Raw genomic sequence first — 15,190 nt, forward strand, 5'->3', positions numbered from 1 at the left:
TAAGGGCATGGTATTACCAGCCGTAATTTTGTATGAGTTCCCTGTCTTTCATCAGCTCGCTGAATGGAATGGGATACAGGTACATTTTGTTGGCATCAAATACAGGTTGAAATACATCGAGCTTCTTATAGGTTGTTGCACCTGCAATGGCATCTTTTGTAATGATCAGTCCCGAAAGTTTTTTATTCATCACCACTTCTGCATCTTTCCATCTGCGGAGATCCCAATAGCGGTGTTCTTCAAAGGCCAGTTCCAGCCTTCGTTCCAGCTTAATGGCATCTCGCATCTCATCCTTGCTCATGTTGCTTTTTAATCCATACAATGAGGAAGTGCCCGCACTAATGCCTGCTCTTTTTCGAATATCCTTTAGTACCTGGTACACTTCTGTTGTGGCACCATCCATCTCGTTTTTTGCCTCTGCATAGTCAAGTAATATTTCTGCATACCTGAATATGTTGAAGTTGTGATTCTGAACTGTAATGGAAGTAGAAGTGCTAAGGTTGCCCATGAACTTACGCAGGTAATAGCCTGTTCTGGTTTGAGTAAGGTTGCCGATATTGGGTTTATCCAATCCGCCTTCAAACATTTCAAGGTTCCTGTTGAGCCATTTCACGCCGTTGTACAATACTGTATTGGCCAATCTTGGATCGCGGTTCGCATATTGGTTTTGCAATGAATACGTGGCCGATGCTGTAACAGGCGTTCCATCGATCATAGGAAACGCTTCTACAAGATCCTGCGTAGGGCTTGTGATTCCATTGCCCGTAGTGCCTGTGCGAAAACCAACAGGACCGTTGTTTACCTCTACATCATTGGAGGTTCCGCGTAAATAAGAAAGAATGTTTTCATTGCCTCTCCTATTGATAAATATGTTGTTGAATGTAGGATCCAGTGAATATTTATTAAGGCTGATCACATCTTTGGCTGCTTGTGCAGCAAGCGCCCACCTGTTGGCATCATAGGTTGGATAACCTGCCAGCTCTTTTTGAACAGCGCTTCCTTGCGATACAACTCCATTATACAAAGGACTTGCGGCATACAACAGCACTCTTGCTTTCAATGACAACACAGCGCCATTGGATATACGGCCGAAATCTGTTGTGGACAAAGGTTCCTGCTTTACCAAAGTTTTAATTGAATCGCATTCGCTTACGATATATTTGACACATTCCGCAAAACTGTTTCTTTTCAATTGCAAATTATCGGTGTACGTGTACACGCTATCACCTATCAATGGAACGCCGCCATATCTTTTTATTAGTTCGAAATAAAACATGCTGCGCAAAAAACGTGCTTCTGCTTTCCAGTTAGGTACTTTAAGCGGAATAGGAACAATAGCCGCATTTTTCAAAAACAAATTAACCTTGTGTATGCCCGTAAAGTTCTTGTTCCATGCGTCATCGGGATGTGTGGCCGCACTGTTGATATTGCTCAGCGCAATGTATTCCACAGCCTGGTTGTATTGTGAAGAGATGGCATCATCCGTGGCTGCATCCAAAAAGTTGCCACCCACCCTGTTGAATCCATTTGGTAAGATGGAATAGATATTATTCAGCACCTGCTCCACATTGGTACCAACCGAATCTCTTGGGTCGAATACATAATCCTCGGTGTATTTTTCAAGCGGCACTTCGTTTAGTTGTTTGGAACAGCCTGCAAATCCGGCAGCCGCCAATAGAAGTAGTATGTAGTATTTCATGAGTTCAAGCAATTTCTAAAAGTTAAAATTTGATGTTCAATCCTGCGTTCACCATTTTCTGCAACGGATAGTTGGCATTGTACCCTTCAGGATCCGCAAGCTTGAATGGACTTGCGGTAAGCAGGTTATATCCATTTATATAAAACCTTACCTCGTTCAGTTTTATTCTTTCTGAAATTTTCATGGGAACGGTATAGCCTAACTCAACACTTTTCATGCGCAAATAATTACCAGAGCAAACCCAGAAAGAAGAGAGTTGGCTATTGTTGGCATTGGTACCAACCGATACTCTCGGATAGGTAGCAGTAGTGGCTGTTTCAGGCGTCCACCTCTTAAGGTTGTTTTCATACGCCTGCCCACGGCCATTGTTTTGAAACTCCCAGAAATTACTGCCTGTGGTAACGATGTTACGATTCGCAACACCTTGTATTAAGCATGACAAATCAAAACCTTTCCAGCCAAGCGAAAGATCCATTCCATAAGTAAGCTGTGGCTTGGTATTACCAATCGCTGTTTGATCCAGCCCGTTGATGAGGCCATCATTATTGAGGTCTTTGTATTTTATATCGCCCGGTCTTACTGTGTTAAACGGCTTTGCCGCAACATCAGCATCATGCTGCGATTGAAAAAGACCATCAGCTACATAACCAAATAATTGTCCAACCGGCTGCCCTGTTTGTCGCATGTACGCATAAGTCCTTGCAGGCTCATCCTGGAACAAGACTTTGGTTTTTAAAACAGCTGCATTGGCTGAAACACCATAGCTGATTGCTCCTGCGTGATTCTGATAGTTCAATTGTAGTTCATATCCCGAATACCTGCTGCGACCAAGATTTTCATTGGGATAGCCAGCGCCCAGGATGGCAGTGGATTTGCCCCTTGTCAACAGCTGGTCATAATGTTCGTTGTTGAAATAATCGGCGCTCAATTGCAAATGATTATTAAAGAAAGCCGCATCGAAACCAATGTTTAATTTTTTTGCCTTTTCCCATGTTTTACCTGAATTTACCAATGCATCCTGGCTAAGACCATTTACGGCAGTTGGTGTATTGCCAAAATTGTAGCCCGTACCATCATTATAATATTGAATGTAATCGTAGTAGCCGGCAGGGTCATACCCACTGATACCATAGGATGCTCTTAGTTTTAATAAACTGAGCCAGCCTACGCGTTGTAAAAAACTTTCTTTGCTCAATACCCATCCAAATCCAATGGCAGGAAACATACCATTGCGATTGCCTTTGGCATAATGCGTGGAACCGCTGTAAGAAGCCGCCGCCTGTACGATGTATTTTTGATCGAGTGAATAAGACACATTACCAGACAAGCCCGGATAAAGGATAGTAAGATCACTGTTATAGGTACGATTGTCATTGTTTGCCACTACCAATGCATCCCATTTGCTCCTTCCAATTTCCCTATTGTAGCCAAGTGATACTTCAGAATAATATAGTCTGTTCTGGCTACTGATCGCCGATGTATTGGTCTGGTCGCCAATCGTATTGAATTGCTTGTAAGGAACATTGGCGCCCATATCCTGGTACACTGCAAAAGTGCGGCTGCGGTTGATATCTTCCTGAGTAAAACTGGTTAATGCCACAAGCGACCTTGCCCAAAGTCCAGTAGTGATATTATCCAGCTTCAGTTTGAGGCTTCCATCTACTTTAAAATCTTTTGCATTGGATGGTCTGTAACCACTCTGGTACACCTGTCCATATATATTGTTTTGAAAATTCAGGTTGCCTCCCAGCGAGCCATCCCTGTTCAGCGCCGGATAAGCACTATTAGGTGTGGCTCTGATGGCAGTTAAAATAGATTCAGATGTTGAGCCTGGCTGGTTATAGTTTTGGACACGTCCAAACATATTGACTGTAGCAGTTAGTGATTTGCTGATATCCAAATCGAGGTTAGAACGTACGATATATCTTTTGTAATCGGCATTGCTGTTGTACACACGGCTGTCGTCATTTTTAAACATCCCTTCCTGGTGCAGGTAATCAAGATTTACAAAATACCTGAAGCCAGCACCACCGCCGGAAACAGCCATATCGTAGCGGCTGAATTTGGATTGTTGTTTCAAAACCTTATCCTGCCAGTCGACATCCGGATGGCCGATGCTATCGGTTCCATTTCTAAAAGCATCCAGGTCCGCCGGTGAATAGGCAGGGCTATTGCCATCGTTTACTCTTGCTTCATTGTATAAGGTAGCGTAGTCATATGCGTTCAAAAACTTCGGCATGCTCATTGGCCGTTGAACACCGTATTGCGCATTGAATGAAAAATTTGCCTTTGATGGCACCCCTTTTTGGGTAGTGATCAAAATGGCGCCATTGGCAGAACGGATACCGAGCATTGCAGTCGCCAACGCATCTTTCAACACCGTAATTGATTCAATCTGCTCAGGGTTGATGGAAGAAAAGCTTTGTGGCGTTCCATCGATCAAAACCAAGGGCGTGCGACCACGCAAGTACAGCGCCACATCGTCATAACCGGGATTGCCGCTTGACTGGTTGGTGTACAAACCTGCAAGACGACCTGTAACCATCGTGCCCCAGTTGGCGGCAATGGTTTTTTGCAGGGCCGGCGTTTGTACTTCACTTATAGATTCCAGTGAAAGTTTTTCCTCACGTTTATGATACAATAAGTTGAATGATTTGGCTGAATTTGGTGCGACCGTATCTTTTTTTACAATCTTGTCCCCTTTATTGCCTTGCTGTGCTCTTAAAGATTGGGCAGGTACGGCAACCATGCCGCAGGCAAGTACGGAGATCAAAGGCAGGAGTCTTTTCATAATAGTTAAGCAATATTAGTTTACAGGTTACCGGAACAGCATCGCTTCATTCCGACATCACAAATATGCGATTACATTGGCCGTAGCCTTTGCTCATATCAGTCTTTTTTTTGCTTTTTTCATTCGATGGGCTTTTTTTTTCAAAATAACAGTGACTGTGCCTCGCAATCTTTTTCTTTTTTAAATGGCCTTCACCGGCTAAATCATCCGATTATTTTTTTCGTTTACCTTGTGCTACCTGTCACTTCCATCGCAGTGTTCATACAACCTGCTCATTTGTTCCTTTCTTTTGCTCATTTGCACGAAAGCGCTAAAAATAAGGGCTTTCAAGTCATCGCCAATGAATAAAAATCTTAATTTGCCTGTAACGAGCTGCGAAAAATTGCTATATGAGACCAAGTACCCTTAACCGAAATAATAGATTGATCCGAATTTTATTGCTCCATTTGGTATGCCCCGGTTTTATTTTGTTGTTTTTTTCGTCCATTGTTTATAGCCAGCCCCACGATGTGAAATTTACAATCATCGGTCGCGAGCAGGGACTTAGCAACAGCACCGTACTTTCCATTTACCAGGATCAAAAAGGTTTTATCTGGCTCGGCACTGTGGACGGCCTGAATAAGTATGATGGCCATAAAACCATTGTGTACCAAAAAAAACCAATTGACAGTACCAGCATTAGCGGCAATTATATTTCAGGAATACAGGAAGATGCGAACCATGACCTATGGGTGGGAACCAGCACAGGCCTAAATAAATTTTCCACCACCACCAACAAGTTTACAAGGTTTCCCTTTTTACCGGAGAATAAAAAAAGTATCAGCAGTTTCAATATTGAATGCATATATAAAGATACAAAGGGCAATATCTGGATCGGTACCAATGCAGGAATGAACCTGCTGGAAAAAACAGGAACCACATTTTTGAGATTTGCCAATGTTTACCCAAAGCCCCACGTCAATATCATTAAAGCCATTTATGAAGACAAAAATGGCATCTTTTGGGTCGGTACCGAGGCAGGACTGTTCACATTTGACCGTCAAACGAAAAAATATACCCCCTTCCAGGATGGCTCCAATACCGATTTGTCAAGCATGTCCATTGCTGCCATTACAGAAAACAACGAAGGGTGTTTATTTATAGGCACTTCTGTTTCGGGACTATTTATTATTGATCCTTCGCGAAAAAACACAACGCATTATACCCACAATGAGGCGTTACCCGGAAGTATCAGCAATAATGTGATCAAATGCCTGCTACACACCCAAAAAAACAATATCTGGATTGGCACCGAAAATGGCGCCCTGAATTTATGGAAGAAAGAAACCAGTACATTTATCCGTTTCGAAAACAACATTGATAACTCTTATAGTTTTTCACAAAAGACAGCGTCCTCCCTTTTTGAAGACCGCTCGGGCAATCTTTGGGTAGGCACCCATCGCGGTGGTGTAAATCTGTATAGCCCCGATGATAATAAGTTTGCCGCCTACACACAACGCCGTGGCGGGCTTGGTTATAAAGACATCAAAACTTTTTTTGAAGACAGCGACGGCAAAGTATGGATCGGCACAGATGGCGGGGGATTAAATATATGGGATCGCAAAACAGATGCATTCACTTATTTGCGGCATCAGGCTAATGATCCTTCATCCATCAGCAGCGATGCAGTATTGCATATTATGAAAGACAGTCACCATCGCATATGGGTCAGTACATGGGGTGGTGGGCTCAATTTATATACCGGTAATGGCAGGTTCAAAAAATACTTGCATGACGACAAGAATCCTTCCAGCATAAGCTCTAATAATGTTTGCCGGGTTATGGAAGATAGGAAAGGACGAATATGGGTGGGCACATATTATGGCGGGCTCAATCTGTTTGATCCTGCTGCAGGCACATTTATGCGCATAATGAGCGACCCCGCCAAAACCACTCCATTCATTGGAAACAATGTGGTGTCTATGAACGAAGACAAGAACGGTGATCTTTGGTTTGGTACAGATGATGGCGGACTCAATTACTTCAATGTGCAGGACAATAAATTCGATCATTTTTTTAACCAGAAAAAAGAAGATGGTACTGGCGGGATCGGCAACCTACGTGTCATATTTGTAGATAGTAAGAACCGTTTATGGGTGGGCCAAAAGGGCTTGTACCTGTTTGATTACAACAAAAGGAAGTTCAACTCGTACACCGACGACCCTTCCCTTGCGTTTGAAAACATACAGGTGATCAACGAAGACAACAATGGCATTTTCTGGATCACCACGCGCAATGGATTGATTGCCTTTAACCCTGAAACGAAAAAACTGCAACAATACAATACTGCCGATGGTTTGCAAGGGTTGGAATTTAACCAAAATGCCTGCCTGAAATTAAGCGATGGCAAAATGTTGATTGGTGGCTTTAACGGGTTCAATCTTTTTGATCCGGCAAAAATAAGCAACAGCCATTTGGACGCACCCGTGTTCATAACAGATCTGCAGATATTCAACAAAGACATGGGTTATGGCGTGCAAGGCTCACCACTGAAGCAATCCATTACAGAAGCAAAAGAAATTGTTCTTCATCATAGTCAATCCGTTTTTTCGCTGGAATATGCTGCACTTGATTATGCACCCCATAGCGAAACACATTATTCTTACAAACTGGAAGGCTTTGATAAAAACTGGAACTATGTAGGTAATCAACGTAAGGCTACCTTTACCAATCTCGACCCGGGCACCTACATTTTTCATGTAAGATCGGGTACCAGCGACGGCACATGGAGTGAACAGCAGGCAAGCATTCAAATTACCATCCTGCCGCCTTTCTGGGGAACATGGTGGTTTGAGCTGATTGGTATGCTGGTGATTGTAAGTATTGTTTATTTCATTTTGTTTTACCGCAGGAAATATGAGCTCAAAAAAATAGACGACCAAAAAGCAAGCGAGATGCACCAGATGCAGCTACAGTTTTTCACCAATATTTCTCATGAGCTCAGAACGCCGTTATCGTTGATTGCAGGGCCTCTCGAAAAAATGAAACAGGAAGATATCCTGCCGGCACACAAACACTACTACGAAATGATGCAGCGCAATGTAACCCGTTTACTGTCGCTGATCAGCGAGCTGATGGACTTTAGAAAAGTAGAAGCAGGGGTGCTCAGGCTAAAAGTAATGCCGGGCAATATGCACACATTTGTACAGCAAATTACGGAGGACTTCTCGGCTATTGCTCTACAAAAAAATATCGATTTTAAAGTACAAGTGCCGGCGTCAACAAAAGAAATGTGGTTTGATCACCAAGTGGTTGAAAAAATAATTATCAACCTTGTTCACAATGCCTTTAAATATACCAACGATAAAGGCAAAATTACCGTGGAGCTATTGCATTCATTGGAAAATTTCAAACCAATGTTTGAAAATGATTTGCTCGTAAAAAGCGATTACCATCCTGTTGCAAATGCCTACTTGCGTATCGCAGATTCCGGACGCGGCATATCCAAAGAAAGTATACGATATCTCTTTGAAAGATATTACCGCATCACCCAGGAGCATCTGGGATCTGGTGTGGGCCTCGCTTTTGTGAAAAGTCTCACGCTATTGCACAAAGGTTTCATTCATGTATACAGCGAGATCAATAAGGGTACCGAAATTATTGTTGCCATCCCTTCATCCAAAGAGGATTATTCAGATGATGAAAAATGGAGCGATAAGAGTAAGGAAGCCCTCGCATCATTAGAGAGCAATCACTACAACACAATTGGCCAGGACGTCTACAGCCATGCAACACCAGCAGCATTCGGACAAACACAAATAGCGAAAACCATATTGATCGTTGACGACAATGAAGAGCTTAGGCATTTTATGAAAGCAAGTTTTGGCGAAACATATCACATATCAATAGCGGAAAATGGACTGGTCGGATTACAAAAAGCACGCGAAGAAATGCCCGACCTGATCATTAGCGACTTGATGATGCCTGAGTTGAACGGCATAGAATTTTGCAAACAGCTTCGTGAAGACATCGAAATCAGTCATATACCTTTCATTTTGCTTACTGCAAAAGATGCCCTGGAAAGCAGACTGGACGGCATGAACGGCGGCGCCGACCACTACTTTACCAAACCCGTGAGCATTGAACTATTACAAATCACTATCAAAAACCTCTTTCTGCAGCGCCAGAAAATAAAGGAGCGTTATTCGCAAGACTATAAAGTGGAAGTGCGTGAACTGGTACATTCTGCAAAGGACAAAGAATTTATGGACCGCCTGCTGGAACTGACTGAACAGCAACTGGAAAACACCGAACTAAATGTGGATTTCATTTGCCACAACATTGGCATGAGCAAAACGAAACTATATAAAAAAGTAAAGGATATTACCGGTCAAACCATTAATGAATTTGTGAGAGCTTTCCGTCTTAAAAAAGCGGTTGATATAATGACTCATGAAGATGTCACCATTACGGAGGTGATGTTCAGGGTAGGTATACAATCCAATTCTTATTTTACCAATATTTTCAAAAAAGAATTCAACAAAACGCCGTCGCAGTTTTTGCAGGAGATAACGAACAAGGGACAGAAAGCAAATCTATAGTAGAAACTAAGACACGCTAGATTAATTCTGGCAACTGCATTATATATAGGCTTCAATGTGTCTGAGGGAATCGAACCAAGGCTGAATTACTGTTGACTTCAATCTATTGCAAACTAGACAAAAAGTTGTTCAATGAATTGTTCACTCTAAGTAACTGAACGCAACCAGTTTTTAATTTAAGATTAAAATGGCCGTCCTCACTGGACAGTTTCCGAACCGGTTTGTTGATGATTTGGAAAAAATAGCAAAGAAAATAGCTGAATATCCCCAAAAGAGATTGAATGACGTAGTCTTGCTATTTCAAAGGCAGACCCTTTATTGAACTAGGGATACTTGCTTCGCTTCGATGCCACGTTGTACATTTTCAGTTTTCTTTTACTGACGACTATTACCCCTTATGAACCCTTGTTTCGAATATTCCGTACAAAAAGCAAAATAGAAACATTCTTTTCTTTATTGCATCGCAAATAGATTGTGTCTTTATTTCTGTCCCACTTGCCTTGGCAAGCAATGCCTGCATCAACAGCAAAATATTTTTCTAACAAATCAAATGAACTACCAGCGTTACTCAAGACTAGTTGCATTTTTAAATCTTTATTTCTTTCCAGATATGTTCCGTTAATAACACTTTTTGAAGTATTACATGAACAATAGACTAAGATCGCTAAACAGCTAACGAGGTTTGAAGTCTGTTTTTTAAGTCGGCTACCATTTTATTTAAACCGGTCTCAAAAATTTCATGATACTTGCTTAGTGTATCCTTGTAATCGGCAGAAATAAAATAGTTGGATTCTTTACCCGGCTCTTTTAAAATAGTATCTATAACTCTCCTTCACCATTTATATCTCCCAAGTTTTTATGCTCCTTTGTCTTTTCATTATAGAGACTATAGCATTGGTTCTTTTTCTCCGTCACATAGTTTGTGTAGGGACGGCAGATTTGATTTAGTCCGTAATTCGTCGTTTTGTAAAAATTTCTAAATTATAAGGGAGGAGCCAGCGCTCCTCCCTTATACATATTTTACTTAATCATTAGTGATTAAAACCTATTGCCATCCTGGGTTTTGAGAAAAAGATATTCCATGATTGGTGTACAACTGCAACTGTCCTGTAGGAATAAAATCCAAATAGTTTTGAGGTGTTTTTACAACTCTTTTTGCTGCAGTGGTTGTTGAATACGGCAATATATATCCTGTAGCATCTTGTCCGCCTTGTGTGCCCGAAGTTCCGGCAGGAACTTTTGCACCTTTAAAGATATCCGGTTTTACAGACGCATCTAAGTAAGACAGTTTAGCCCAACGACGCAGGTCCCAATAGCGGAAACTTGTTAGCATCAATTCTGCCCTTCTTTCGCGACGAACCTCCCAAAGCAAAGCCGGCACATCGCCATCCCTTTTAGGATCATTGGGCACATTGGTTACGTTTAAAGAAGTTACACCAGCTCTTGCACGCAGCAGATTAATGGTTTTGTCAGCATCGGCTTGCGTAAAACTTCCCAGTTCGGCAAGCGCTTCAGCTTCATTAAGCAACACTTCCGGCAACCAGAAAACAGGAGCATCTGTTGGGTTATTGGGTGCTAACAGTTGTGTAGGTGTTAAAGTTGCATTATTAAAACGGGTGATTAAATAACCTGTGGTAGATACAAACCCTTTGGAGTTTGGCTTTCCTGTATAGCACAAAATACTGTCAATACTTGCGGTTAATCGCTTGTCCCTGTTTTTTAATGTAGTTTGAGCAATAGAAAGTGTTGTGGGATTACTGGCATCCCCCTGGTAAAGCGATGAAAGATTTATTGGTAACCCATCAGTGCATAAGAAAGATTCCACCGCATCTTTTGTTAATCCGTACACTTGTGTACTACTGTTACAATATCCAACCACAGAATGGGTAACAATGCCATCCAGGTAAACACGATACAGCAGCACTTCTTTATTCCCCGTCAAATCCATCGAACTGAATACAGTTCGAAAGTCAGGGTTCAATTGGTATCCACCACCATTCATTACAGCCTCCGATGCTGTTTTGCATTCCGTCAGGTATTTTGTTGCTCTTGTGGCACTGTTCAACTGATATTTACTGTAAGTGCCTTCGTACAAACAAATGCGTGATTTTAAAGCCTGGGCAACATCCTGCGTTACGGAATTGACGTCGGCCACACTTTTGGAATAAAGCAGGGTAACTGCATTGTTCAAATCATTTAAAACACTGTCCATAACTGTATTTCGTGGCACACGTGGTCCCCAAATGATAGAAGTATCAATAACCTGATCAAGATATGTATTTGTGTACGGAACATCACCGTAATGCCGCACCAAATCAAAATATTCCATGGCCCTAAAAAAATACGCTACTCCACGATAATGATTTTTTTGTACATCACTCATGGAAGACACACCGCCAATTCTTGTCAGCAAAAGATTAGCCATGCGAATATGGTAATACGGAGTCGTCCATGTAGTAGCGGTAGACCCGGCCGCTGTTGGAAATATATCAATGGCACTATTGACCTGGTCATCTGAGAAAGATGGAAAGTAGAAATTAGACTCGGTTCCGGCAGTAGTAGCAGGAGGTGCAATATTTGAACTGATGGTTGAGGTTGCTCCTTGTCCAAAACCGTTAAACAAGCAATAAAATCCGTTACAAAATATTTTCACATTCGATTCGCTTGTCCAGTATTCATTGTCGGTAAATTGTGTCAATGGTGGTTTGTCCAAATACTTTTTGCATCCCGCCAATATAAACAACAATAGAAATGTTATGCCTATTTTATTTATTGTTTTCATAACTTAAGCTCTTTTCAATTTAAAATGTTAATTGCAATCCAAATGAAGTAACCTTGTTGAAAGGAGATACAGCACCATACCAATTGTTGGTAGTAGATCCGGATGTTATTTCAGGGTCGATTGGAATATTCTTTTGACTGAAAGTAAGAAGATTCATCCCTTCAAAATAAATACGCAATTTATCGATCCCCGCTTTTCTTACAAGCTTAGTGGGTAATGTATATCCCAGCGATATTGTTTTTAATCTCAGGTATGCCAGGTTAAGCAAGTATTTTGTTTGCGGATAAAAATTATTTCCTGAAGGCTGGTAAGTGGTAACCAATGATTGCCCTACCCAATAATTTTGGTTAGTATAATTTGAAGAGCTGTTTCCCTGGTATGGAACAGGATATGGTGCGTTTGTATTGCTCGTTGTCCAGTAATCCATTTGATGGGCTAAAAAATTACCGTTGCCGCTCCATCCCGGAATGGCTATATTACCGGTGGCCCACATGTCGCGTTTGGCTACTCCCTGGAAGTATCCTTCTAAGTCAAATCCTTTCCAGCTTCCACCTAAACGGAAACTATATTGATATTTTGGAGTAGTATTTCCTATTCTTGTCAGATCACCGTGGTCTTTCACTGTCATTGCGCCGGCATCAATTTTTCCATCATTGCTTAAATCGGTGTATTTAATATCGCCGGGAGCGAAAGTAAAACTGCCGGACTGTAGCGCTTTTTGGGAAGGTGAGTTGGCTACATCAGTAGCATCTTTAAAATACCCTGCTGTTTTAAAACCCCAGATCTCGCCAACGTTTTCTCCCGCATAAAACTGAGATGCATTTAATGAGTTGGCGTCATTACCCTGCCATTTGGTTATAACAGTTTTATAATTGCTTACCGTAGCATTTGCATAGAACTGTATTCCATTAGTAAACCGGTGTTGATAATTCAATCCTACTTCCCAACCGGTTGTCCGCAAAGTTCCCATATTTGCTTTGCCGGGCGCTGTTCCAAATGTGGCAGGAAGTGAAGCCGAAGGCGCCACCATTCCCACATTATCGCGCTGGAACCAATCAACTGTAACATCCAGATTTTTCAACAATTTCATATCGGTTCCGAAATTCAAAGTATTAATTTTCTCCCATGTTAAAGAAGACGGAACTACCTGTGGCATGCCTGTATAAACGGTTTTTGCACCACCCGCAATCCAATTAGATGTTGAAGTGTTCATGGTAGGTAAAAAAAGATTGGTTGGTCCCAAATTCTGATTACCAATAGTTCCATACGATGCACGAATTTTCCATTCGTTTATTACATTTTTTACGTTTTCCATAAACGGCTCTTCCGTAATTCTCCAACCTGCAGATGCGGACGGGAAAAATGCCCAGCGATCATCTATGGGGAAGTTGGAAGACCCATCATACCGGGCAGCTACTTCCAACAGGTATTTACTTTTATAATCATAATTGACGCGTCCGAAAAAACCGGCTGTACTCCACCATGTATGCCCGGGTGCGTAGTTAACGCCTGTAGTTGTAATTACCGGCGGCTGGGTGTTGGATACTAATGCAATCTCGCCCCTGGAGTTATCCATCAGGCCATATCCTTTTGCAAAAGTTTGCTGAAATTCTCCCTTTTCGGCGTTCACGCCTGCTACAGCTTTCAAATTATGCACGCCAAATTTTTGATTGTATGTCAAATATGTATTTGACGTTAGTTGGGTAGTGTAAGAGTTTGTAAAGTCCGTTTCGTTCGCAGATGCCGAAGGCAATGCATTGTTTAACAAAAGGCTACCACCCCAGAAGTCCCACAATGTCATAAGTCCCCCGGTTTCATGCCGGATGCCGGATTGATACAAATAGCTGAAGTCCGAACGCAAGCTTAACCATGGCGTAAATTTCACGGTGGCTGCTACATTGATGTTTGGTGTATTTTGGCGGAAAGTACAATTATTGGCATTTGCTATATAACCATTATCATTTCTGAAATAATAAGAGTTTCCGGTGGCAGGGTTGGTATATGTTCCATAAGGCATGTTGGCCCCCCATCTCCACATATAGAAGAAGTAATCCTGGTATCCATAAGGATAGTCATAGTTGTACTGGCGATCAGACATTTTTGCATCCAGGGTTAGCCACTTGGTCACATCTGCCGTAATGCCTGCAATGAAATTATATTTATTAAGTTTATCAGGATGGATCTTCAAAATTCCTTCATCATGGCTGTAAGAGCCGGATAGGTAATAGGATATTTTATCTGTTCCTCCGGAAAAACTAAGATTATGGTTGTTTGACGGCATCGTTTGAAACATGATATCCACGGGATCCCAAATGCGATAAAAATTCGGTACACCGTTTACTAAGGAAAAATCTTCTCCCAATACCATCTCATCGCTTTTCCTGTTACCGGCATACTTTTGTTTCCATGTGGAAATGCCGGCCACCAATGAAGTTGGATTGGCGCCAAACATATCATAACTGCCTCCTGCTCTTAAAGCTGCGGCCTGTTCCATCGGTATTTCCTTCTCCGGATCGGCAAATGACGGTATTGAAGTAGGCTTACCCCACGAAAAATTATTGGAATAGGTGACGGTGGGTTTTGAATTTTTATTCCCGGATTTTGTTTTTATCAAAATTACGCCCCCTGCTGCACGGGTTCCGAAAATAGAGGTAGAAGCAGCGTCTTTCAAAACACTGATGCTTGCAATATCATTAGGATTAACCATGTTAATATCGGGAACTGCTATTCCGTCTACCAGGATAAGCGGTGTGCTGCTACCATTTATCGAATACATTCCCCGTATTTGTATTGATGGATCTGTAGCAATACCACCGTTTCCGTAAGTAATCTGCAAACCGGGCACGGCACCTTGCAATCCTTTACCTAAATCGGTAAAGGGCTTACCTACTAAAGTTTTGTCCACATCAACAGTAGTGACAGCCCCGGTAAGATCTGTTTTCTTTTGTGTACCATACCCAACAACTACCACATCGCTCAAAGCGCCTTGCTGAAGTGTTAGTTTGATGAAGAGATTTTTTTCATCGTTACTGATTGGGATGTCTTGCGTCAAATAACCCGCGTAAGACATTTCAAGGATTTCTCCTGTGTTTGCTTTGATTGAAAATGCCCCTGATGCGTCAGTTACAGTAGTACGCGTTGTGCTTTTTACATTGACGGTGGCGCCAACAAGGGGCTGGCTGTTCTGATCAACTACTTTACCGTGCACCACTCGTTGTTGTGCATACACTTTTAGTGTGCATAAAAGAATGACAAAGGATAAAGAGATAAATCTCTGCATTTTTCTCATAGCGCTTTTTTTGGAGTTGATAAAAAATTGAACTATTCAGTGTTTGTGT

At 41.8% G+C, this 15,190-nt stretch carries 5 protein-coding genes; 1 reads left to right on the plus strand and 4 read right to left on the minus strand.

Features of this window, described 5'->3' with window-relative positions; all coding sequences use genetic code 11:
- Positions 1 to 13 precede the first annotated feature (13 nt).
- Both QJ048_RS01280 and QJ048_RS01285 read right to left on the minus strand, forming a co-directional pair.
- Complete coding sequence (locus QJ048_RS01280; RefSeq protein ID WP_282332507.1) at positions 14 to 1,699, minus strand: RagB/SusD family nutrient uptake outer membrane protein; 1,686 nt, start codon at positions 1,697 to 1,699, stop codon at positions 14 to 16.
- A gap of 22 nt (positions 1,700 to 1,721) precedes the next feature.
- Complete coding sequence (locus QJ048_RS01285; RefSeq protein ID WP_282332508.1) at positions 1,722 to 4,490, minus strand: SusC/RagA family TonB-linked outer membrane protein; 2,769 nt, start codon at positions 4,488 to 4,490, stop codon at positions 1,722 to 1,724.
- A gap of 509 nt (positions 4,491 to 4,999) precedes the next feature.
- On the opposite strand from QJ048_RS01285, the gene QJ048_RS01290 reads away from it, so the two are divergent.
- Positions 5,000 to 9,070 (plus strand): hybrid sensor histidine kinase/response regulator transcription factor, encoded by a 4,071-nt coding sequence (locus QJ048_RS01290; RefSeq protein ID WP_282332510.1) that lies wholly within the window; start codon positions 5,000 to 5,002, stop codon positions 9,068 to 9,070.
- Positions 9,071 to 10,115: 1,045 nt separating this feature from the next.
- On the opposite strand, the gene QJ048_RS01295 is transcribed toward QJ048_RS01290, so the two are convergent.
- Both QJ048_RS01295 and QJ048_RS01300 read right to left on the minus strand, forming a co-directional pair.
- Positions 10,116 to 11,852 carry a RagB/SusD family nutrient uptake outer membrane protein gene (locus QJ048_RS01295; protein ID WP_282332511.1) on the minus strand — a complete coding sequence of 579 codons (1,737 nt, stop codon included), beginning with the start codon at positions 11,850 to 11,852 and terminating at the stop codon, positions 10,116 to 10,118.
- 19 nt (positions 11,853 to 11,871) lie between these two features.
- The gene (locus tag QJ048_RS01300) at positions 11,872 to 15,141 is read right to left on the minus strand and encodes a SusC/RagA family TonB-linked outer membrane protein (RefSeq protein WP_282332512.1); all 3,270 of its coding nucleotides are present in this window, start codon (positions 15,139 to 15,141) and stop codon (positions 11,872 to 11,874) included.
- Between the last annotated feature and the right edge of the window lie 49 nt (positions 15,142 to 15,190).

This window comes from Pinibacter soli, from assembly GCF_029961145.1.
GTDB classification, from domain to species: domain Bacteria; phylum Bacteroidota; class Bacteroidia; order Chitinophagales; family Chitinophagaceae; genus Pinibacter; species Pinibacter soli.